We start from the raw sequence: 22,069 nt of genomic DNA on the forward strand, positions 1-22,069 counted from the left end.
GGTGCTGGGCCCGTGGCAGATCGCTCCCTGTAACCGGCGGGGTGTGCTCAGCCGTAGGTGTAGAAGCCCGAGCCGGTCTTCCGGCCCAGCCGGCCCGCCTCGACCATGCGCTGGAGCAGCGGGGGAGCGGCGTACAGCGGCTCCTTGTATTCGGCGTACATGCTGTTCGCGATGGAGACGATGGTGTCCAGGCCGATCAGGTCGGACAGCTTCAGCGGGCCCATCGGGTGGGCGCAGCCCAGCTCCATGCCGTTGTCGATGTCCTCGCGGCCCGCGATGCCGGACTCGAACATCCGGATGGCGGAGAGCAGGTACGGCACCAGCAGCGCGTTGACCACGAACCCGGAGCGGTCCTGGGCGCGGATCGCGTGCTTGCCGAGCACCTTCTCGGCGAAGACCTGGGCGCGGCTGATGGTGCCCTCGGAGGTGGTGAGCGCGGGGATCAGCTCGACCAGCTTCTGCACCGGGGCCGGGTTGAAGAAGTGGATGCCGATGACGTGGTCGGGGCGGGAGGTGGCGACCGCCAGCTTCACCAGCGGGATCGAGGAGGTGTTGGAGGCCAGGATCGCGTCCGGGCGGGTCACCACCTGGTCGAGCACCTGGAAGATCTCCGTCTTCACCTGCTCGTTCTCGACGACGGCCTCGATCACCAGGTCGCGGTCGGCGAACTCGCCGAGGTCCGTGGTGAAGCTCAGCCGCGCCAGCGTGGCGTCCCGCTCCTCCTCGGAGATCTTGCCGCGCTCGGCGGCCTTGGCCAGGGAGCCGAACAGCCGGGTGCGGCCGAACTCCAGGGCCTCGCCGGTGGTCTCGGCGACCCGCACGTCCAGACCGGAGCGGGCGATGACCTCGGCGATGCCCGCTCCCATCTGGCCGCAGCCCACGACTCCGACCTTCTCGATGTCGGTCACATCGTCCCCTTCGCTGATCTACGGGCGGCCGGCAGGACCTCCGGATCCGGTGCCTGCTCCGTTCGTGCACGTTACCCGTAAGTATCGATGATCGATCGTCCGGGTGGGGGCATCCTGTGCCGCGGAGGCGATCCGTGATCGAGCGGATCCGGAGAGTGAGAGGGTCTTACGATGGCACGAGTGTCTCGCAGGGCGTTCGCGCTGGCGGCGCTGTCCCTGGTGGCGTCGACGGCACCGGGCGCGTCGGCCGCGCCGGCCCCGGCCGCGCCGGCGGGGCGGCCACGCCGGGCGGCCACCGAGATGCGCGGCATGTGGCTGGCGACAGTCTCCAACCGCGACTGGCCCTCCCGCACCGGGCTGTCGGCAGCGGACCAGCGCAAGGAGCTGACCGATTTCCTCGACAAGGCGGTCCACTACCGGCTCAACACCGTGATGTTCCAGGTGCGGCCCACCGCCGACGCCTTCTGGCCCTCGACGTACGAGCCCTGGTCGCAGTACCTCACCGGCACCCAGGGCAAGGACCCCGGCTGGGACCCGCTGGGCACCGCCGTCGCGGAGGCGCACGCCCGGGGCCTGCGACTGCACGCCTGGTTCAACCCGTACCGGATCGCCAACAACACCGACCCGGGCAAGCTGGTCGCCTCGCACCCGGCCCGCAAGCACCCGGACTGGGTGGTGCCGTACGGCGGAAAGCTCTACTACAACCCGGGCATCCCGGCCGTCCGCACCTTCGTGGAGCAGGCGATCCTGGACGCGGTCGCCAAGTACCCCGTGGACGCGGTCCACTTCGACGACTACTTCTACCCGTACCCGGTGGCCGGCCAGACCTTCGACGACGACGAGGCGTACGACGCCCACGGCGGCGACTTCTCGTCGCGGGCGGCCTGGCGGCGGGACAACATCGACAAGCTGGTGACCGAGATCGCCGACGGGGTGAAGAAGCTGCGGCCCGGCACCCGCTTCGGGGTCAGCCCGTTCGCGGTGTGGCGCAACGCCACCACCGACTCCCGTGGTTCGGACACCAAGGCGGGCGTCGAGACGTACGACGACCTGTACGCGGACACCCGGAAGTGGGTGCAGAAGAACTGGATCGACTACATCGTCCCGCAGGTGTACTGGCAGATCGGCAACTCGGCCGCGGACTACGCCAAGGTGGTCGACTGGTGGGCGGGGGTGGCCAAGGGGTCGGGGACCGCGCTGTACATCGGGGAGGCGCTCTACCAGGCAGGGGCCGCAGACGCCCCCTCGGCCTGGCAGGACCCGGCCGAGTTGTCCCGGCACCTCACCCTGGCCGACCAGTACCCGCAGGTCGGCGGGCATGTGTACTTCGCGGCCAAGGACGTGGCCGCGGATCCGATCGGGGCCCTGTCACGGGTGGTCGCCGACCACTACCAGCAGCCCGCGCTTCCGCCGGGCTGACCGCGAGCGGCCGGCGATCTCCTCGTCTCGTCGCGGGCTACTTCTGCCGGTGGGTCTCCCGGTGCCTGACCTGGCAGTCGGGACCGGGGGACATGATGGCCTCGTGGCCGTCCTCGAAGCGGACCCGGTAGGGCGGATTGCCCTCGGGGCCGAGTACCTGGACGATTTCCGAGACCTGGTCGTGCTGACCGACCACCCTGCCGTGCTGGACAAGCTGGTCGCCCTCGGATGCACGCATCTCCAGGGCCTCCTCACGATCGCGATCGTTGGGTGACGGCGATGCACACGAGCACGGCGGCGGCCGTGAGTGGAGCGGCCGCGCTGAGGTGCTCGCCCAGCAGCAGCACCGACCACACCAGTGTGAGCAGCGGCTGCGCCAACTGCAACTGGCTGGCCTTCGGAATGCCGACGGCCGCCATGCCCCGGTACCAGACCACCAGACCGAGGAACTGCGAGCCCGCCGCCACCCACAGCACACCGGCCACCCCGTGCGCGTTCCAGACGACCGGCTCGTACGACAGCGCCACCACGGCGGCCGGCACGGTCAGCGGCAGACAGAACACCAGCGCCCAGCCGATGACCTGCCAGCCCGGCATGATCCGGGCCAGCCGGCCGCCCTCGGTGTAGCCGGCCGCGCACACCACAAGCGCCGCGAACAGGTAGCCGTCGGCCGTCGTGAGCGCCCCGCCGCTCTGCGCGACCGTGAACGCCAGCACGGCCGCCGCGCCCGCCAGGGCCGCCGCCCAGAAGGTGCGGGAGGGGCGGATACCCATGCGCAGGGCCGAGAAGAGGGCGGTGGTCAGCGGGAGCAGGCCCACCACGACGGCCGCGTGCGAGGTGGTGGAGGTCTCCAGGGCGAGCGTGGTCAGCATCGGGAAGCCGAGGACGACCCCGGCCGCTACGACCGCCAGCCCCGCCCAGTGCCGGCGCTCGGGCAGTCGTACCCGCAGGAACAGCAGGCAGCCGCCCGCCATGGCCGCCGCGAGCACACAGCGCACCGCCACCAGCGCCCACGGCCCGAAGCCCTCCAGGCCCCAGGCCGTGGCCGGGAAGGTGAGGGAGAAGGCGACGACACCGAGCGCGGCCTGCAGGGTGCCGAGCCGCTGGGCGGAGCGGACAGCGGAGGCGTCGGCCGGGGGAGGGGCCGGGGCGTCGGCCGGGGGCGTGCTGACCGCTATCGAAGTCGGGCTGGTAGCGCTACTCTGTGCTCTCATGCAAGAGCGTAGCAGTGTGCTGGAACTGGCGGAACAGCTGCGACGGGACCTCGACCGCTACTCACCTGGTGGAAAGCTCCCGTCGAGCCGGGCTCTGGTCGAGCGGTTCCGGGTGAGTCCGGTGACCGTCTCCCGGGCGCTGGCCCAGCTGGTCGCGGAGGGGCTGGTCGTCACCCGGCCCGGCGCCGGTGCCTTCAAGGCCCCGCCGCGCACCGCGGCCGAGCCCGCCGGGGACACCTCCTGGCAGGAGGTGGCGCTCAGCGCCGACGGGGCCCTCGACGTGGTCCCGCGCACCGTCGACGCCTCCGGGGTCACGGTGTGCCTGGCCGCCCCGCCGCCCGGCGTCCTGGAACTCAGCGGCGGCTATCTGCACGCCTCCCTGGAGCCCGAGCGCGCGCTGGCGGCGGCACTGGCGCGGGCCGGCCGCCGTCCCGGCGCCTGGGGCCGGCCGCCGCTCGAAGGCCTTCCCGAGCTGCGCGAGTGGTTCGCGCGGGACATCGGCGGCGCGGTCACCGCCGCCGAGGTGCTGATCGCGTCCGGCGGCCAGTCCGCCCTGGCCACCGCCCTGCGCGCACTCGCCCCGCCCGGCGCCCCGGTCCTGGTCGAGTCGCCGACCTACCCCGGCATGCTCGCCATCGCCCGCGCCGCCGGCCTCCGCCCGGTCCCGGTCCCGGTCGACCCCGACGGCGTGAAGCCCGCCCTTCTCGCCGACGCCTTCCGGGCCACCGGCGCCCGGGTCTTCGTCTGCCAGCCCCTCTTCCAGAACCCGACCGGCGCGGTCCTCGCCCCCGACCGCCGCGCCGAGGTGCTGCGCATCGCCCGCGAGGCCGGCGCGTTCGTGATCGAGGACGACTTCGTACGACGGCTGGTGCACGCGGACGCGGGCCCGCTGCCCCGCCCGCTCGCCGCCGACGACCCCGACGGAGTCGTCGTCCACGTCGGCTCGCTCACCAAGGCCACCTCACCGAGCTTCCGGGTGGCCGCCCTGGCCGCCCGCGGCCCGGTCCTGGAACGCCTGCGCGCCATCCAGATCGTCGACACCTTCTTCGTCCCCCGCCCGCTCCAGGAGGCCGCCCTGGAACTCGTCGGCTCCCCGGCCTGGCCCCGCCACCTGCGCAACCTCGCGGCCGAGCTGAAGACCCGCCGCGCCGCGCTCACCGGCGCCCTCGCCCACCACATCCCCGAACTCGCCCTTCCGTACATCCCCTCCGGCGGCTACCACCTCTGGCCGCGCCTCCCCGAGGGCACCGACGACGCGACCCTGACCGCCGCCGCCCTCCGCGCGGGCGTTGCCATCACCCCCGGCCGCCCCTACTTCAGCGCCGAGGCCCCGGCCGCCCACGTCCGCCTGAGCTTCGCCGCGGTCGCCGGGACGGGGGAGATCCTGGAGGGGGTACGACGGCTGCGGGCCGCGTGCGACGAGGTGCTGCGTCCCAGACCCTGAAATCCGATCGACGCCGGGGGCCCGACCGGCGAGGATCCCCGCATGAGCGACACACCCGGCCTCCCCGAGGGCTACGAGTTCTCCGCCGACACCGACCGCGTGGACGTCGAACGCGTCCACCGCTGGCTGTCGACCGACGCCTACTGGGCGACCGGCCGCCCGTCGGAGCAGCAGGAGCGCGCGATGGCGGCCTCGCTCAACTTCGGGGTCTACGACACGGTCACCGGGGAGCAGGTGGCGTACGCGCGCGTGGTGACCGACGGGGCGCTGTTCGCCTGGCTCTGCGACGTGTACGTCGACCCGTCGGTGCGCGGCAAGGGCGTGGGCACGGCGATGGTCGGCGCGGTCCGCGAGCACCTGCGGCCGTCCGGTGTGCGGCGCGTGCTGCTGGCCACCCACGACGCCCACGGGGTCTACGCGAAGCTCGGATTCGCCCCGCTCGAACACCCGGACCAGTGGATGGCGCTCTACTACCCGTCGCCCGAGTGACATTCCGGCCGACTTGTCGGACACCTCCTGACCTCTGAGTAACATTTCCTCCACGTCCGACAACTCACAGCCCGATCGCCCTTGACCTGCGCACATGCGCGTCACACCATCGCCGCATGCCACTTCGGGTCACGTTCGTCGCGGCCGCTCGCAGCTCACCGCTGCTCGCGGAGCGCTTCGAGGACGATCGCCCGCTGGACACGGCGGGCTGGGACGAGGTGCAGCGCGTCGCCGGTGAGCTGCTGCCCCTCGCGGCGGCCGAGCTGCGCTACTGCTCGCCGACCCCGCGCAGCCGCGCGACCGGCGACGTCCTCGGCTACGCGCCGCTGGTCCAGCTCGCCCTGCGCGACTGCGACATGGGCCGCTGGCGCGGGCTGACGCTGGGCGAGGCGATGGCCAGGGAGCCGGACCAGGTGGACGCCTGGCTCGCCGACCCGCGCGCCACCCCGCACGGCGGCGAGTCGCTGCTGGCGTTCATCTCCCGGGTCGGCGGCTGGCTCGACACCCGCCCCGTGGACGACGGCGGCCGCATCGTCGCCGTCGCCGAGCCCTCGGTGATCCGGGCCGCCCTCGTCTACGCGCTCAAGGCGCCGCCGTCGACCTACTGGAACATCGATGTCCGCCCGCTCTCGACCACCACGGTGACGGGCCGGGGCGGCCGCTGGAACCTGCGCTTCGACACGGCGTCGGCTCAGGCCTCGCGTACGTAGGCGCTCCGCTGGGAGGGCCGCGATGCGTCGTCGGTTGGCTGCGGCGTCGTTGTGGCTGGTCGCGCAGTTCCCCGCGCCCCTTACGGGGCGCTGCCGAACCGTCCCTCAGCGGTCGCGCGCGTACTCGGTCGTCAACACCAAGTCCTTTGCCGGGCCGGCCACCCGCCACAGCGTGTGCCAGTGGTCGGCGTCCTGGACCGTGAACTCGCCCCGGTAGAGGTCGGCCACGCAGGGATGGTCGGTGATGTACCGGCCCGACGTGAGGTCCAGGTCGTGGAAGGGGCGGTCGTCGGCGAAGCGTACGTCCGCCGTGCCGGGGCGCGGGCCGGGCAGGAAGCGCAGGGTGCGTTCGGCGGGCCGGGCCACGCCCTGCCAGGTGAACGTCCCCGACTCCTCGTGCAGCAGGCCGCCGCCGTCCAGTGGCCGGAACACCGTGGCCCCCTCGAAGCGGCCCTCGTCCCCGCTCGCCAGGTCCCGCACGGTCCGGTCCACCCGCCACCGCCCGGCCAGATGTGCCAGTACGTCCGCCACCGGCCAGAACTCGCCCACGGTCGTCCCTTCGTCGGCCCACAACCCTACGCCGCCCCCAGCCCTCGGCCGAGGTGCCCGGCACCCCCGCCCCATTGACGCGCTCATGACCCTTTACCTATCTTGCCGTTCGAAGTGCTGACCGTTGTCCGATATTTCGAACGACATAATTCTCCTCACGAGCCGCGGAGTATCCATGTCACGCACCATGCGCACCCGGCTGAGACTCGGCCTTGGGGCAAGCGCTTTCCTTCTCGCTGCCGGTCTCCTCCCGGTCCCCGCCCACGCCGAGGACGTCACCGACTACTCGATCACCGTCGACCCGGCCACCCCGGGCGCCGAGATCGACAAGACGATGTACGGCGTCTTCTTCGAGGACATCAACCGCGCCGCCGACGGCGGTCTGTACGCGGAGCTGGTCCAGAACCGGTCCTTCGAGTACACGGCCGACGACAACAAGTCGTACACCCCGCTCACCGCCTGGTCGGTCACGGGCGGCGCCCGGGTCGTGAACGACGACGGCCGGCTGAACGCCCGTAACCGCAACTACCTGTCCCTGTCCGCCGGTTCGGCCGTCACGAACTCCGGCTACAACACCGGCATCCGCGTCGAGGACGGCAAGAGGTACGACTTCTCGGTCTGGGCCCGCGCCGAGGCCCGTACGGCACTGACCGTGTCGTTGCAGGACTCCGGCGGCGCCCTCGCCACCGCCCGCCAGGTGGCCGTGAAGAAGAACGGCTGGGCCCGGTACAAGGCGACCTTCACCGCCACCCGGACCAGTTCCGCCGCCCGTCTCACCGTGGCCACGGCGGACGCCGCCGCGCTCGACATGGTCTCGCTCTTCCCGCGCGACACCTACAAGCACGAGCCCAACGGCCTGCGCAAGGACCTCGCCGAGAAGATCGCCGCCCTGCACCCGGGCTTCGTCCGCTTCCCCGGCGGCTGCCTGGTCAACACCGGCTCGATGCAGGACTACAGCGAGGCCTCCGGCTACCAGCGCAAGCGGTCCTACCAGTGGAAGGACACCGTCGGCCCGGTCGAGACCCGCGCCACGAATGCCAACTTCTGGGGTTACAACCAGTCGTACGGCCTCGGCTACTACGAGTACTTCCGCTTCGCCGAGGACATCGGCGCCATGCCGCTGCCCGTCGTCCCGGCCCTGGTGACCGGCTGCGGCCAGAACCAGGCCGTCGACGACGACGCGCTGCTCAAGCGGCACATCCAGGACACCCTCGACCTCATCGAGTTCGCCAACGGCCCGGTGACCTCGAAGTGGGGCAGGCTGCGCGCCGAGATGGGGCACCCGAAGCCCTTCCACCTCACGCACATCGAGGTCGGCAACGAGGAGAACCTGCCCGCCGCGTTCTTCGCCCGCTTCACCCAGTTCCGGACGGCTGTCCAGGCGGAGTACCCGTACATGCAGGTCATCTCCAACTCCGGCCCGGACGACTCCGGTACGACCTTCGACGCGGCCTGGCAGCTCAACAAGGACGCCAAGGTCGACATGGTCGACGAGCACTACTACAACAGCCCGCAGTGGTTCCTGCAGAACAACGACCGCTACGACTCCTACGACCGGAGCGGGCCGAAGGTCTTCGTCGGCGAGTACGCCTCCGGCGGCAACACCTTCAAGAACGGCCTCGCCGAGGCCGCCTACATGACCGGCCTCGAACGCAACGCGGACGTCGTCGAACTCGCCTCCTACGCCCCGCTGTTCGCCAACGAGGACTACGTCCAGTGGCGCCCGGACCTGGTCTGGTTCAACAACCACGCCTCCTGGGGCTCGGCGAACTACGAGGTCCAGAAGCTGTTCATGAACAACGTCGGCGACCGGGTCGTGCCCTCCACGGCCACCGGCACCCCCTCCCTGCTCGCCCCGATCACCGGCGCCGTCGGCCTGTCCACCTGGAACACCAGCGCCGCCTACGACGACGTCAAGGTGACCGGCGCCGACGGGAACACGCTGCTCACCGACGACTTCTCCGGTGACGCCGCCCAGTGGACGCACACCGGCGGCGGCAGCTGGGCGGTCCAGGACGGGCAGTACGTCGAGACCTCCGACACCGCCGAGAACACCATGGTCCAGGCCGGCGACCCGTCCTGGCACGACTACGACCTGCACGTGAAGGCGACCAAGAAGTCCGGCAAGGAGGGCTTCCTCGTCGCCTTCGGTGTCAAGGACACCGGCAACTACTACTGGTGGAACATCGGCGGCTGGAACAACACCCAGACCGCGGTCGAACAGGCCGTCGACGGCGGCAAGTCGACGCTCATCGCCAAGCCCGGGTCGGTCGACACCGGCCGGGCCTACGACGTCGACATCAAGGTGCGGGGCCGACAGGTCACCCTCCTGCTCGACGGCCAGGAGTGGGGCAGCTTCACCGACGACAAGCCGGCCGAGCCGTTCCGGCAGGTCGTCACCGAGGACAAGAAGACCGGCGACCTGATCGTCAAGGTCGTCAACGCCCAGTCCGCGGCGGCCCGTACGGCCGTCGACCTCGGCGGCGCCAAGGTGGCCAAGAAGGCCAAGGTCACCACGCTGGCGGCGGCGCCCGACGCGGTGAACACCGAGACGTCCACCGCGGTCGCCCCGGTCACGTCCACCTTCACCGGCGTCGCCGACCGGTTCACCTACACCTTCCCGGCGAACTCGGTCACCTTCCTGCGGATCAGGCAGAAGTAGCGTCCGGCGCGGGCCGCTGCCCGACCGGCAGCAGCCCGCGCTCCGCGAAGACCTTCTTGGCGACGAAGGTCGCGTTGAGCGCCTTGGGGAAGCCGCAGTACCCGGCCGCGTGCATCAGGGCCTCGACTATCTGCTCCGGGGTGAGGCCCACGTTGAGGGCCGCGTTGACGTGCACCTCCAGCTGGGGCTCGCAGCCGCCCAGCGCGGTGAGCATGCCCAGGGTCACCAACTGGCGGTCGCGCGGCGCGAGTTCGGGCCGGGCGTAGATCTCGCCGAAACCCCAGGAGACGATCTGGTGGCCCAGTTCGGGGCTGATGTCGGCGAGCGAGTCGATGACCCGCTGCCCGGCCTCGCCGTCGACCTTCCGCAGGACCGCCAGACCGCGGGCGAAACGCTCTTCACGGGTGGTGCTGTCGCTCATGTCAGCTCTTCCGTTCTCCTCGGGAGCGGCTGTCCGCCGGTCATGACGAGAACGCTAGGAGTTGGAGTGTGCTCCAGGTCAAGCCGGCGCCGGGGTCACCCCAGCGCGCGCAGTGCGGCGACCCGTTCGGCCAGGTAGCGCCGGGTCCAGCCGGCATGGTCCCCGTCGTAGCCGCGGGGGCCGCACTCCACGATGAGGATCAGGCCCAGGTAGAGGCCGTACAGGGCCAGGCGATGGCGCAGGGCGGGGGAGAGGTCGAGGCGGCCGCCCGCCGCGCGGTACCCGGCGACCAGGTCGCTGTCCGGGCCGATGTCCCCGCCGAACTCCAGGGAGACCAGTTCGGCGGCCGGGTCGCCCCAGAAGGCCCGTTCGTGGTCGATGAGGCCCGTGATCCGGGGGGCGCCCGCGCGGCCGTCGACGAAGATGTTGCCCGGCCACAGGTCGAAGTGGACGAGCCTGGGCTCGGTGACCTGGTCGAGTGCCGGGCCGCCCTCGGCCACCAGGGTCCGTATCCCGGCGGCGGGCACCCCGAGGTCGGAGCCCCAGCGGGCCGCGTCCTCCAGCACGGCGTCCACCATGGCGGTGAAGGCGGTGCGCCAGTCGGCGGCGGACAGCTCCGCCTCGGGCGCCGGATAGCCGAACCGGCCGTCCTCGGAGGTCAGGGTGTGCAACCGGGCTGTGATGGCGCCCAGTTCGCGGCGCAGCGCCGAGGCGGTGGCGGCCGGGAGACGCTCGGCCGCCTTGTCCCAGGGGGTGCCCTCCAGCACGGAGACGGCGAGGAAGTCCTCTCCCCGGTACAGCAGTTCGGGGGTCGGCACCGCGCCGTCGGGCAGGCCGGCCAGGCGCCGGTAGACCATGGCCTCGGTGCCCATGATCCCGCGCTCGTACCGCAGCACGGGGGCCTCGGCGGGCGGCGCGAGCTTCACCACCGCCGCGCGTCCGTCGTCGAGACGGACCCGGTAGGCGGTGTTGAACCAGCCGTCGGTCAGCTCCGTCTCCAGCCGGCATCCGACGCCCGTCGCCTCCCGGAGGAGGGTGTCGAGCCCGGCGGCGGACAACCGGCGCTTGGTCAGGCTCTGCATGCGGCGACTCGCTCTCGTCCGGCGGTGCGATGCGTGCGTGCGGTGCGGGGGAGCGCTCCCGAAGATACGGGATCCGGGTCAGCCGTGACCCCGGCTTCGGACGACCTCCGCGGCCTCCAGGAGTTCGCCTAGAACGGTGCGCACCGCCCTGCGGGCCGTGCGCTCGGGGCGGTGGAGTACATCGATGTGGCGGTGGGCCTCGATACCGCTGAGCGGCCTGAGGGTGACGCCCGGGTGCGGGCGGGACGTCCAGCGGGGCATCAGGGCGACTCCGCCGCCCGCCGCGACCACCTCGGCGACCACGGCGATCTCGTTGACGCGATGGACGATGTCGACTCCGCGCCCGGCCGCCGCCGCGATGGCCTCGACCGTGGCCAGCAGCGGAAAACCGTCGTGCACGGTGATCCAGGGCTGCCCGGCGACGTCCTGCGCGGTCAGGGCGGGCCGCGCGGCCAGCGGGTGGCCGGCCGGCAGGGCGATGTCGAGCGGTTCGCGCAGCAGCGGGGTGGCCGTGGCGGTCCGTGGCCAGGGCGGGGCGTGGTCCAGGCGGTGGGCCAGGACCAGGTCGTAGCCGCGGGTCAGGGGCGGGAAGTCGGCCTGGGCCACGTCCTCGTCGTGCAGGGCGAGCCGGGGGGATCCCGGCCCGCCCAGCCGTCGTAGCAGCAGGGGGAAGAACGCGGCGGCCCCGCTGTGGAAGGCCGCCAGCGACACCGTGCCGTCGGGTTCGTCGACGTACGCGTCGATGGTGTGGCGGGCCCGCGCCAGCGCCGTCTCCACGCCGATCGCCGCGTCCGCCAGGGCCTGCCCGGCCGGCGTGAGGACCAGCCGGCGGCCGGCCCGCTCGGTGAGCGGCACCGGGATCGAGCGCTGGAGCAGGCGCAGTTGCTGCGAGATCGCCGAGGGCGTCACCCGCAGCGCCTCGGCGACCGCCGTGACACTGCCCAGTTCGCCCAGCTCCCGCAGGACCCGCAGCTGCCGTTCGTCCACGATGTGAGTGTAGCTTCGCTAAAGGGTTGGTTGAGAAGGTCGTCGTTTACTTCAACATGCAGGCCGTGGATCGTGAACGGCATGCCGACCACCCGCCGCATCGACCTGGTGCTCCTGGCCGTCGCCGTCGTCTGGGGCTCCAGCTACCTGACGGCCAAGACCGCCACGGACGCCCTCCCCGTCCCGACCGTGCTCTTCCTGCGGTACGCCGTCGCCGCGCTCGCGTGCGCCGCCGTGCTGCGCCGGTTCGGCGGCCTCACCCGGGACGAGAAGGCCTATGGCTGTCTGCTCGGCCTCACCCAGGCCGCCGTCCTCGCCCTGGAGACGTACGGCGTCGCCCACACCAGCGCCGGGAACGCGGGCCTGATCATCAGTCTCACCCTCGTCCTCACCCCCGTCCTGGACCGGGTCGGTCTGCCGGGAAGGTTCTTCCTCGCCGCCGGGGTGTGCATGGCGGGTGTCGGACTGCTCGTCTCCGGCAACGGGCTCCGCGCCCCCGGTGCCGGTGATCTGCTGATGCTCGCGGCGGCCGTGGTCCGCGCGGGTCATGTGGTGCTGGTCGGCCGGGTGACCACGGGCCGGGCCCTGCGCCCGCTGCAGCTGACCGCCGTGCAGTGTGCCGTGGGCACCGCCCTGTTCCTGCTGCCCGCGGCCCCCGGGCTGCCGGCGCTCGCCCGGACCGGTGCCACCACCTGGGCCCAGCTCCTCTATCTGGCCCTCTTCTGCGGCCTGTTCGCCTTCCTCGCCCAGACCTGGGCGGTCCAGCGCACCTCGGCGACCCGGGCCGGACTGCTGCTGGGCACCGAACCGGTGTGGGCCCTGCTGGTCGGCACCGGCCTCGGCGGCGAGCGGCTCACCGGGCTCTCCGTCCTGGGGGCCGCGCTGATCGTCACGGGGACGTACTGGGGCCAGGCCGTCGAACGGGCCCATCGCCGGCCCGCCCCGGCGGCGGTCCGCGATGCGGTCCGCCCTGGTGCAGGTACGGGTTCCACACCGGCTCGTTAACCTGCGAATCATTTTCCGGAAATCTTCTGTTCTCTCCGAAGTCGCGAATTCTTTCCGATAGCGCACACGGATTCGGAATTCTGCTTATTACTTCACAGGCGTGGCACAACCATCAGGAACCTCACCCCGTCTAAGTCGGCGAAGCACCGACCTGCGGGGAGTAACGCCCCCGTTTTTTATCTGGGGGCCGCACAGAATGAATCGCACCACCCTGGCCGGGCGCGAACAGGGGGCGAAACCGGCAGGGGGCGAAGAGGAACGGGAAACCGGGCCCGTGAAATGGCGGAGCGTTGATCCGAGAGCGGCCGCCGCGCTGTTCGCGGCCCTTCTCGCCACCGTGGCGTTCTGTGCCGCCGACGTGATCGCCCGCAGCTACCCGTTCGGGTCCCGCACCCGCAGCGTCAACGACCTCGGCAACCAGTACGTGCCCTTCCACGCCCACCTGTGGGACCTGCTGCACGGCAGGGCCGACGGCGGCCTCCTCGTCAACTGGCAGTCCGGCTACGGCTCCAGCTTCCTGCCGGACCTCGGCACCTATGTGAGCAGTCCGTTCGCGCTCCTTGTCGCCCTCTTCCCGCGCGACGAGATCGACCTCGCGGTGTACGCGATCACCGTGCTGAAGACGGCCGCCGCCGGCGCCGCCATGGCCTGGCTGCTGATGAGCCTGCGCCGGGGCCGCTGGTGGGCGGCCGGCGTGCTGGGCGCCTCCTACGCCCTGTGCGGCTGGAGCCTCGCCCTCGCCTCCTACAACCCGATGTGGCTCGACGGCCTGATCGCACTGCCGCTGCTGTGCCTGGTCGGCGAGTGGGCCATGGCCGGCCGGCGCCCGCTGCTCGGGGTGACGATCGTGGCGCTCGCCTGGATCGCCAACTTCTACACCGCCTACATGGCCACCCTCGGCGCCGCCCTGGTGCTGCTGCTCCGGCTGGTCCTCGCCGAACTGCCGTGGCGGCGCGCCCTGGCGGTGGCGGGCCGGGCCGCGGTGACCGTCGGACTGGGCATCGGCCTGGCCGCGCCGCTGGTGATCGTCGTGTACTCCGGCACCAAGCACGCCTACCCGGGCCGCGAGGGCCACTTCGCCCCGGTCGGCACCGAGGACCTGCTCGCCCGGTTACTCCCGACCACCTACAGCTACAGCTCCCCGGCCCTCTACGTCGGCGTCACCGCGCTGGTGCTCGCCCTCGCCCTGCCATTCCACCGGAAGGTCCCGGTCCGGGTGCGGGCCGGCTGGACGGTCCTGGTGCTCGCGGTGGCCCTGTCGTTGCAGTGGGCGCCGACCAGCCTGGCCTGGCACGCCTTCGCCGCCCCGAACGGCAGCTCCTACCGGCAGGCCTTCGTGCTCTGCGCCCTGCTGGTCATCGCCGCCTGGCAGGCACTCGCCCACGGGCTGCCGGACCGGCGGGCACTCGGCGCGGCCGCCGTGCTGCTGGTCCTGATCGCCGCCGCCGCGAGCCGCAGCACCCTCACCCAGCAGCACAGCCACCACACCTGGCCGGTGGTGCTGCTCGCGGTCGCGGGCGCGCTCGGCGGGCTCGTGCTGCTCGGCCTCGGCAACGGCAGGCCGGTGCTGGCCGGCCTGGCCGTGGCGCTGCTGATCGGCGCGCAGTTCGGCGAGGCCGCCGCCACCTCGGCCGTGGCCACCCGGATGCGGCTCGGCCAGATGGACGACTACGCGCCCTGGGGCGACCGCCAGCAGCAGGAGGCGGACGCGGTCGCGAGCGCCGACAACTGGCCCGCGTACCGCACCGAACCCGGCCGTGACCAGACCGTCGCCAACGACCCCATGATGGTCGGCGGCCAGGGCGCCCAGTACTACAGCAGCCTCACCGCCGACGTCCTCAGCCGTACCCTCACCGCGCTCGGCGACGGCTGGACCTCGCGCGGCCGCAGCCTGCAGAGCCTCGACAACCCGGTCACCGACGCCGTCTTCTCGGTGGGCGCCCGGGTGCACAACCCGCCGGATCCGCACCAGAAGTGGCTGCCCCAGAGCGGCGGCCCGGCCACCGTCACCCGCGAGGACGTCCCGCCGCTGGTGACGGTACGGCCCACCGCCGCGCACTCCACCCCCGCCGCCTTCGGCCCGTCCCCGTACCGCAACCAGGAACTCCTGCTCGGCGCCCGCGTCTACACCCTGCCCCGCACCACCCTCAGCGGCGCGCGCAAGGGCGGCGCGGCGCGGGGACTGCTGGTCGGCGGGGAGCGGACGATCACCGCGCAGTGCCGGCCCGGGAGTTCGGTCTTCCTGTGGGCACCGCACTACTCCGGTACCGCCCAACTCGTCGGTGGCGGCGCGCAGAAGCTGTACCGGTCCGACGCCGAGAACACGAAGATCGCCGCGATGCAGCCGCTCGGCACGGTACGCGCCGCGGGACAGGTCCGGATCGACCTCCAGCCCAACCGGCTCAGCCGCGTCCCGGCGCAGGGCGCGGTCGGCTGCCTCGACACCGCGCGACTGCGCACCGCCGTACAGCACCTGAAGTCCACCGGCGCGACCAAGGTCACCGTCTCCGACGGCACCCTGCACGCCGAACTGCCCGCCGGCAGCAGGGGGACCGCCGTCGTGGCCGCCCCGCGGATCGCCGGCTGGCGCTGCTCCGCCGGCGGTCACGAGGCCGCGGCGGGCGAGTTCCACGGCCTGATCGCCGTCCCGCTGGGCGCCTCCGCCACCAGCCTGACCTGCACCTTCCACCCGCCCGGTCTGCGCCTGGGCACCGCCGTCGGCGGCGCCTCGCTGCTGGTCCTGATCCTCATCGGCACCGTCTCGGCCGTACGCCGCAGAACCGCCGTCCGCTCCGGCGAGCGCACGACCACCGCTCACTGACCCGTCCCCAGGGGGAAGAAACCCATGCTGATATCGATCGTGGCGCCCTGCTACAACGAGGAAGACGTCATAGAACGCTTCCACGAGCAGGTCCAGAAGATCGCCAACGAGCTTCTGCCGCTCGGCCACGACATGGAGTTCGTGTACGTCGACGACGGCAGCCGTGACCGCACCCTGCCCCTCCTCAGCAAGATCGCCGACGGTGACTCGCGCGTCCGGTACGTCTCCTTCAGCCGCAACTTCGGCAAGGAGGCGGCCCTGCTGGCCGGCCTGAAGCACGCCACCGGCGACGCCGTGATCGTCATGGACGCCGACCTCCAGCACCCGCCGGCCCTCATCAAGCGGATGGTCGAACTGCGCGGCGAGGGCTACGACCAGGTCATCGCCCGGCGCACCCGGCAGGGCGACCGGGTCACCCGCACCCTCACCGCCCGCCTCTACTACCGGCTCATCAACCGGCTCGTCGACGTCGAACTCGTCGACGGCGTGGGCGACTTCCGGCTGATGTCGCGCCGGGTGGTGGACGCGATCGTGAGCCTCACCGAGTACAACCGGTTCTCCAAGGGCCTGTTCGCCTGGGTGGGCTTCCCCAGCACCACCTTCGAGTACGAGAACGCGGTGCGCGAACACGGCAGCAGCTCCTGGTCGTTCCGCAGCCTGCTCAACTACGGCCTCGACGGGCTGCTCTCCTTCAACAACCGCCCACTGCGCGCCGCGCTCTACCTCGGCATGACCCTGCTGGCGCTCGCCGGCGCGTACACGGCGTGGATCGTGGGCGCCGCGATGATCAACGGCGTGCAGACGCCCGGCTATGTCACCATCATTACAGCCGTCACCGCCCTGGCCGGCGTACAGATGATCATGCTCGGGGTCATCGGCGAGTACACCGGCCGGATCTACTACGAGGTCAAGGGGCGCCCGCACTTCCTGGTGAAGGCGACGAACGTGGACCGAACGGAAGACCGCACCCGCGGCACGACGAAGGACCTCATCCCCTGATGCCGAACGCCACCCTGTCGACCGCCACCGGACCCACCCGCCCGATATCCGGGCAGATCATCACCTTCGCGCTGGTGGGTGTCGTCAACACGGCGACCTACTACGGCCTTTACCTGATTTTTCTGATGTATTTGCCGTACCTGGCCGCGCATATTCTCGCGTTTTTCCTGAGTATGATCGGCTCGTTTTTTCTCAATGCGAAGTTCACTTACCGGACGCGTCCCACCTGGCGGAAATTCCTGCTGTTCCCGCTGACCAACGCGACGAATTTCGTGATCACCACAGTGGGGGTGTACGTGATCGTCGACATGCTCCATGTGGGAAGCAAGTTCGCTCCGCTGATGGCGTCGGCCGCGGCGATTCCGGTCACCTTCGTGGTGTCGCGGTGGGTCATGCTGCCGAAGGCGGAGGCGGCGTAGGCGGACCGGAGAGGCCGTGCCGATCCGGGTGACGGCGCGCAAAGCCTCGAGGAGGCTGACGAAGGAGTCGCCGCCGACACCTCGCACCAGTTGTCGGAGTCGGCCATGAGCTGCCGTACCCGGTCGGCATACGGCAGGGCCGCCGGGCCGAAGTCGCCCAGGAGGAGGACGGCGCCGCAAGGCCGGTCCTCGGACAGCACCGCCTCGCCGACGATTCGCAACGCCCGGTCACGGTCGCCGCCGAGGCGCCAGGCCCCCCATGCCGCCCTCTGATGGTTGGCGGGATGGTCGAGGACCGCACAACCGTGCACGGCGGCCTCGGCGGACGCCGCGGCCGGCCCCATCGCCACCAGGGCGTGCCGCATCTCCTCGGCCGGGCGGTCCGCGCGGGCGGACTCCAGTCGCTCCCACGGCACATCGTCCAGCGCGCCCAGGGCCATGTCCGCCACTCCCGCCCCCGTGATCCCGGCAAGCCGGCTCCCCGCCGGACATCCTGCCGTCGAGGACGCCGCAGGGCGCGAGAGAAGGTGTGCGGGAAGGTGTGCGGGGAGGACGTTCTCGGCGGCCGTCGCCTGGGCATGACCAGGGTGCCGCCGGCGCACTCCGTTGCATAAAAGTGCGGCGAACCGTATAGTCATGCCATCTGGAGGAGGATGGACATGGCGGTACGTGCGGCGGTGGCCGGAGCGAGCGGGTACGCGGGCGGAGAGGTCCTGCGGCTGCTCCTCGCGCACCCCGAGGTCGAGATCGGCACCCTGACCGGCAACTCCAACGCGGGCCAGCGCCTGGGCGCGCTCCAGCCGCACCTGTTCCCGCTGGCCGACCGCGTGCTGGCGGAGACGACCCCCGAAGCCCTCGCCGGGCACGACGTCGTCTTCCTCGCGCTCCCGCACGGGCAGTCCGCCGCCGTCGCCGAGCAGCTCGGCCCGGACGTCCTCGTCGTCGACATGGGCGCCGACTTCCGCCTGAAGGACCCGGCCGACTGGGAGCGCTTCTACGGCTCCCCGCACGCCGGTACCTGGCCCTACGGCCTCCCCGAACTGCCGGGTGCCCGCGCCGCGCTGGAGGGGTCCAAGCGCATCGCGGTACCCGGTTGCTACCCCACCGCCGTCTCCCTCGCCCTCTACCCGGCCTACGCCGCCCAGATCGCCGAGCCCGAGGCGGTGATCGTCGCCGCGTCCGGCACCTCCGGTGCGGGCAAGGCGCCCAAGCCGCACCTGCTGGGCAGCGAGGTCATGGGCTCCATGTCCCCGTACGGCGTCGGCGGCGGCCACCGGCACACCCCCGAGATGATCCAGAACCTCAGCGCGGTGGCGGGGGAGCGGATCGCCGTCTCCTTCACGCCGACGCTCGCGCCGATGCCCCGGGGCATCCTCGCCACCTGCAGCGCCAAGGCCGTGGCCGGGGTGACGGCCGAGTCCGTGCGCGCCGCCTACGAGAAGGCCTACGCCGACGAGCCCTTCGTCCACCTGCTCCCCGAGGGTCAGTGGCCCGCCACGGCGTCCGTCCACGGTTCCAACGCCGTTCAGGTGCAGGTCGCATACGACGAGGCCGTCGGCCGCATCATCGCGATCAGCGCCATCGACAACCTGACCAAGGGCACCGCCGGTGGCGCCCTGCAGAGCATGAACATCGCCCTCGGACTCGACGAGTCCACCGGGCTGACCACGATCGGAGTTGCGCCGTGAGCGTGACGGCAGCGAAGGGATTCACGGCCGCGGGCATCGCCGCCGGGATCAAGGAGAACGGCAACCCGGACCTGGCCCTCGTGGTCAACACCGGGCCCCGCCGTGCCGCCGCGGGCGTCTTCACCTCCAACCGCGTGAAAGCCGCCCCCGTGCTCTGGTCCGAGCAGGTGCTCAAGAGCGGCCAGGTCTCGGCCGTGGTCCTCAACTCCGGCGGCGCCAACGCCTGTACGGGCCCCAAGGGCTTCCAGGACACGCACGCGACGGCCGAGAAGGCCGCCGAGGTGCTGGGGAGGGGGGCCATCGAGGTCGCCGTCTGCTCGACCGGCCTGATCGGCGTGCTCCTGCCCATGGACAAGCTGCTCCCGGGTGTCGAGACCGCCGCCGCGCAGCTCTCCGAGCACGGCGGCGAGAAGGCCGCCATCGCCATCAAGACCACCGACACCGTGCACAAGACGTCCGTCGTGACGAAGGACGGCTGGACCGTCGGCGGGATGGCGAAGGGCGCGGGCATGCTCGCCCCCGGCCTCGCCACCATGCTGGTCGTGCTGACGACGGACGCGGTCGTCGAGAGCGAGGCGCTCGACAAGGCGCTGCGCGCCGCCACCCGCACGACCTTCGACCGCGTCGACTCCGACGGCTGCATGTCCACCAACGACACCGTGCTGCTGCTCGCCTCCGGCGCCGCCGAGGTCACCCCGGAGTACGCGGAGTTCGCCGAGGCCGTCCGCGCCGTCTGCGACGACCTCGGGCAGCAGCTGATCCGGGACGCCGAGGGCGCCAGCAAGGACATCAAGGTCGAGGTCGTGAACGCGGCCAGCGAGGACGACGCCGTCGAGGTGGGCCGCTCCATCGCCCGCAACAACCTCCTCAAGTGCGCCATCCACGGCGAGGACCCCAACTGGGGCCGTGTCCTCTCCGCCATCGGCACCACCAAGGCCGCCTTCGAGCCCGACCAGCTCAACGTCGCCATCAACGGCGTCTGGGTGTGCAAGGACGGCGGCGTCGGCGAGGACCGCGAGAAGGTCGACATGCGCTACCGCGAGGTGCACATCGTCGCCGACCTCGCCGCCGGCTCCGAGACCGCCACCATCTGGACCAACGACCTGACCGCCGACTACGTCCACGAGAACAGCGCCTACTCGTCATGAGCACCACGCGAAAGCACACCGCGCTGCCCAAGGCGCAGATCCTCATCGAGGCGCTGCCCTGGCTGGTCCGTCACAACGGCAGGACCGTCGTGATCAAGTTCGGCGGCAACGCCATGATCGACGAGGACCTGAAGGCCGCCTTCGCCCAGGACGTCGTCTTCCTCCACCACGCCGGCCTCAAGCCGGTCGTCGTGCACGGCGGCGGCCCGCAGATCAGCGCCGCCCTCGACAAACACGGCATCGTCAGCGAGTTCAAGGCCGGGCTCCGGGTCACCACCGAGGACGCCATGGACGTCGTACGGATGGTGCTCGCCGGGCAGGTCCAGCGCGAGCTGGTCAACCTGCTCAACCAGCACGGGCCGCTCGCCGTCGGGCTGACCGGCGAGGACGCGCACACCATCACCGCGACCAAGCACCGGCCCGAGATCGACGGCGAGCTGATCGACATCGGGCGGGTCGGCGAGATCACCGCGATCGACACGGGCGCGATCGAGGCACTGCTCGCCGACGGCCGGATCCCGGTCGTCTCCTCCATCGCCCGCTCCGAGGACGACGGACATGTCTACAACGTCAATGCTGATACGGCGGCTGCGGCACTCGCTGCTGCTCTGGGCGCCGAGACCCTCATGGTCCTCACCGACGTCGAGGGCCTCTACGAGGACTGGCCGAACTCCGACGAGGTGATCAGCCGTCTCACCGCTTCCCAACTCGAGAAGCTGCTGCCGGAGCTGAGCTCCGGCATGGTGCCGAAGATGGAGGGCTGCCTGCACGCCGTGCGCAACGGCGTCACCACCGCCCGGGTCATCGACGGCCGGGTCCAGCACTCGATCCTGCTGGAGATCTTCACGGACGAAGGCATCGGCACGATGGTCGTGCCCGACGAGCAAGAGGGGAAGCAGTCGTGAGCAACCAGGAGCTGACCACCCGGTGGCAGGGCGCGCTCATGAACAACTACGGCACCCCGCGCCTGCCCCTCGTCCGCGGCGAGGGCGTCAAGGTCTGGGACTCCGAGGACCGCCCGTACCACGACTTCGTCGGCGGCATCGCCACCAACGCGCTCGGCCACGCCCACCCGGCGATCGTCGAGGCCGTCAGCAAGCAGATCGCGTCCCTCGGCCACATCTCCAACTTCTTCATGGCGGAGCCCACGGTCGCCCTCGCCGAGCGGCTGCTCCAGCTCTTCGGCCGGGACGGCCGGGTCTTCTTCTGCAACTCCGGCGCCGAGGCCAACGAGGCCGCCTTCAAGATCGGCCGACTGACCGGGCGGACCCACATGGTCGCCACCGACGGCGGCTTCCACGGCCGGACCATGGGCGCCCTCGCGCTCACCGGGCAGCCCGCCAAGCAGGACCCGTTCCGCCCGCTGCCCGCCGACGTCACCCACGTGCCCTACGGCGACGCGCAGGCCCTGGCAGCAGCCGTCACCGAGGACACCGCCCTGGTGATCATCGAGCCCGTCCAGGGCGAGAACGGCGTCGTCGTACCGCCGCCCGGCTACCTCAAGGCGGCCCGCGCGATCACCGCCGCCACCGGCGCGCTGCTCGTCCTCGACGAGGTGCAGACCGGCACCGGCCGCACCGGCACCTGGTTCGCGTACCAGGCCCACGAGGGCGTGCTGCCCGACGTCGTCACCCTCGCCAAGCAGCTCGGCGGCGGCCTGCCGCTCGGCGCGACCGTGGCCTTCGGCCGGGCCGCCGAACTGCTCCAGCCCGGCCACCACGGCACCACCTTCGGCGGCAACCCGGTGGCCTGCGCCGCCGGCCTCGCCGTCCTCGACACCATCGAGAACGAGGGGTTGCTGGAGAACGTCAAGCGGCAGAGCGAGAGGTTGCGGGACGGAATCGAGGGTCTCGGCCACGGGTTGATCGATTATGTCCGGGGCGCGGGCCTCCTCCTGGGTATCGTGCTCACCGAGCCGCTGGCAGCGCAGGTCCAGCAGGCGGCTCAGGAGGCCGGGTTCCTGGTGAACGCGCCCGCCCCGGACGTCGTACGGCTGATGCCGCCGCTGAACCTCCGCGACGACGAGGCGGACGCGCTGCTGAGCGCCCTGCCCGGCATCCTCGACGCAGCGAGCGGGGACGGACGATCCGGAGAATGAGACGAC

20 protein-coding genes are annotated in these 22,069 nt (G+C 71.6%); 13 read left to right on the forward strand and 7 right to left on the reverse strand.

All coding sequences use genetic code 11. The annotated features are described in order from the left end of the window. Positions 1 to 47 precede the first annotated feature (47 nt). Positions 48 to 908, reverse strand: coding sequence for a 3-hydroxybutyryl-CoA dehydrogenase (locus KVT45_RS23125; protein ID WP_217550408.1), 861 nt, complete (start codon positions 906 to 908; stop codon positions 48 to 50). 171 nt (positions 909 to 1,079) lie between these two features. On the opposite strand from KVT45_RS23125, the gene KVT45_RS23130 reads away from it, so the two are divergent. Then, positions 1,080 to 2,327 carry a glycoside hydrolase family 10 protein gene (locus tag KVT45_RS23130; protein ID WP_217550410.1) on the forward strand — a complete coding sequence of 416 codons (1,248 nt, stop codon included), beginning with the start codon at positions 1,080 to 1,082 and terminating at the stop codon, positions 2,325 to 2,327. A 37-nt stretch (positions 2,328 to 2,364) separates the two neighbouring features. Here the strand turns inward: KVT45_RS23130 and KVT45_RS23135 are convergent, their stop codons facing one another. Both KVT45_RS23135 and KVT45_RS23140 read right to left on the reverse strand, forming a co-directional pair. After that, positions 2,365 to 2,565 (reverse strand): DUF1918 domain-containing protein, encoded by a 201-nt coding sequence (locus tag KVT45_RS23135; RefSeq protein ID WP_217550412.1) that lies wholly within the window; start codon positions 2,563 to 2,565, stop codon positions 2,365 to 2,367. Between the two features lie 13 nt (positions 2,566 to 2,578). Next, positions 2,579 to 3,541 carry a DMT family transporter gene (locus KVT45_RS23140; protein ID WP_217550414.1) on the reverse strand — a complete coding sequence of 321 codons (963 nt, stop codon included), beginning with the start codon at positions 3,539 to 3,541 and terminating at the stop codon, positions 2,579 to 2,581. Here KVT45_RS23140 and KVT45_RS23145 point away from each other — a divergent pair. The 3 genes from KVT45_RS23145 to KVT45_RS23155 all read left to right on the forward strand — a co-directional run bounded on the left by KVT45_RS23145 (position 3,540) and on the right by KVT45_RS23155 (position 6,184). After that, positions 3,540 to 4,985, forward strand: coding sequence for a PLP-dependent aminotransferase family protein (locus tag KVT45_RS23145; RefSeq protein WP_217550416.1), 1,446 nt, complete (start codon positions 3,540 to 3,542; stop codon positions 4,983 to 4,985). The genes KVT45_RS23140 and KVT45_RS23145 overlap by 2 nt on opposite strands. A gap of 42 nt (positions 4,986 to 5,027) precedes the next feature. Then, the gene (locus tag KVT45_RS23150) at positions 5,028 to 5,474 is read left to right on the forward strand and encodes a GNAT family N-acetyltransferase (RefSeq protein WP_217550418.1); all 447 of its coding nucleotides are present in this window, start codon (positions 5,028 to 5,030) and stop codon (positions 5,472 to 5,474) included. Between the two features lie 116 nt (positions 5,475 to 5,590). Beyond that, positions 5,591 to 6,184 (forward strand): histidine phosphatase family protein, encoded by a 594-nt coding sequence (locus KVT45_RS23155; protein ID WP_217550420.1) that lies wholly within the window; start codon positions 5,591 to 5,593, stop codon positions 6,182 to 6,184. 105 nt (positions 6,185 to 6,289) lie between these two features. Here the strand turns inward: KVT45_RS23155 and KVT45_RS23160 are convergent, their stop codons facing one another. After that, positions 6,290 to 6,733, reverse strand: coding sequence for a DUF6314 family protein (locus KVT45_RS23160; protein WP_217550421.1), 444 nt, complete (start codon positions 6,731 to 6,733; stop codon positions 6,290 to 6,292). 175 nt (positions 6,734 to 6,908) lie between these two features. Here KVT45_RS23160 and KVT45_RS23165 point away from each other — a divergent pair, with 175 nt between their 5' ends. Continuing rightward, positions 6,909 to 9,395 (forward strand): alpha-L-arabinofuranosidase C-terminal domain-containing protein, encoded by a 2,487-nt coding sequence (locus KVT45_RS23165; RefSeq protein WP_217550423.1) that lies wholly within the window; start codon positions 6,909 to 6,911, stop codon positions 9,393 to 9,395. Here KVT45_RS23165 and KVT45_RS23170 read toward each other — a convergent pair. The 3 genes from KVT45_RS23170 to KVT45_RS23180 all read right to left on the reverse strand — a co-directional run bounded on the left by KVT45_RS23170 (position 9,382) and on the right by KVT45_RS23180 (position 11,885). Further along, positions 9,382 to 9,816, reverse strand: coding sequence for a carboxymuconolactone decarboxylase family protein (locus KVT45_RS23170; RefSeq protein ID WP_217550425.1), 435 nt, complete (start codon positions 9,814 to 9,816; stop codon positions 9,382 to 9,384). The two genes, KVT45_RS23165 and KVT45_RS23170, sit on opposite strands and share 14 nt — an antisense overlap. Positions 9,817 to 9,911: 95 nt before the next feature. Further along, positions 9,912 to 10,898 (reverse strand): phosphotransferase family protein, encoded by a 987-nt coding sequence (locus tag KVT45_RS23175; protein WP_217550427.1) that lies wholly within the window; start codon positions 10,896 to 10,898, stop codon positions 9,912 to 9,914. A gap of 78 nt (positions 10,899 to 10,976) precedes the next feature. Beyond that, positions 10,977 to 11,885 carry a LysR family transcriptional regulator gene (locus KVT45_RS23180; RefSeq protein ID WP_217550429.1) on the reverse strand — a complete coding sequence of 303 codons (909 nt, stop codon included), beginning with the start codon at positions 11,883 to 11,885 and terminating at the stop codon, positions 10,977 to 10,979. Between the two features lie 81 nt (positions 11,886 to 11,966). Between KVT45_RS23180 and KVT45_RS23185 the strand changes: the two genes are divergently transcribed. The 8 genes from KVT45_RS23185 (at position 11,967) to KVT45_RS23220 (ending at position 22,063) form a co-directional block, all read left to right on the forward strand. Continuing rightward, positions 11,967 to 12,890: a DMT family transporter gene (locus tag KVT45_RS23185; RefSeq protein WP_217550432.1), complete on the forward strand. Its 924-nt coding sequence runs from the start codon at positions 11,967 to 11,969 to the stop codon at positions 12,888 to 12,890. Positions 12,891 to 13,086: 196 nt separating this feature from the next. Next, a complete protein-coding gene (locus KVT45_RS23190; protein WP_217550434.1) occupies positions 13,087 to 15,711 on the forward strand; it encodes a YfhO family protein in 2,625 nt (874 codons plus the stop codon). A gap of 24 nt (positions 15,712 to 15,735) precedes the next feature. Continuing rightward, positions 15,736 to 16,710, forward strand: a complete 975-nt coding sequence (locus tag KVT45_RS23195) for a glycosyltransferase family 2 protein (protein WP_217550436.1) — start codon at positions 15,736 to 15,738, stop codon at positions 16,708 to 16,710. Continuing rightward, positions 16,710 to 17,129, forward strand: a complete 420-nt coding sequence (locus KVT45_RS23200) for a GtrA family protein (RefSeq protein WP_217550438.1) — start codon at positions 16,710 to 16,712, stop codon at positions 17,127 to 17,129. The genes KVT45_RS23195 and KVT45_RS23200 overlap by 1 nt, the downstream gene beginning before the upstream one ends. 659 nt (positions 17,130 to 17,788) lie before the next feature. Further along, a complete protein-coding gene (gene argC, locus KVT45_RS23205; protein ID WP_217550440.1) occupies positions 17,789 to 18,817 on the forward strand; it encodes an N-acetyl-gamma-glutamyl-phosphate reductase in 1,029 nt (342 codons plus the stop codon). After that, the gene (gene argJ, locus KVT45_RS23210) at positions 18,814 to 19,965 is read left to right on the forward strand and encodes a bifunctional glutamate N-acetyltransferase/amino-acid acetyltransferase ArgJ (protein ID WP_217550442.1); all 1,152 of its coding nucleotides are present in this window, start codon (positions 18,814 to 18,816) and stop codon (positions 19,963 to 19,965) included. Before argC ends, argJ begins: the two co-directional genes overlap by 4 nt. After that, entirely contained in the window at positions 19,962 to 20,870 is a 909-nt protein-coding gene (gene argB, locus KVT45_RS23215) for an acetylglutamate kinase (protein ID WP_217550444.1), read from the forward strand. Before argJ ends, argB begins: the two co-directional genes overlap by 4 nt. Then, entirely contained in the window at positions 20,867 to 22,063 is a 1,197-nt protein-coding gene (locus tag KVT45_RS23220; protein ID WP_217550446.1) for an acetylornithine transaminase, read from the forward strand. Before argB ends, KVT45_RS23220 begins: the two co-directional genes overlap by 4 nt. The last annotated feature ends 6 nt before the right edge of the window (positions 22,064 to 22,069 follow it).

Origin of the sequence: Streptomyces sp. GbtcB6, assembly GCF_019091475.1 — a bacterium.
In the GTDB taxonomy this organism is placed as follows: Bacteria; Actinomycetota; Actinomycetes; order Streptomycetales; family Streptomycetaceae; genus Streptomyces; species Streptomyces hyaluromycini.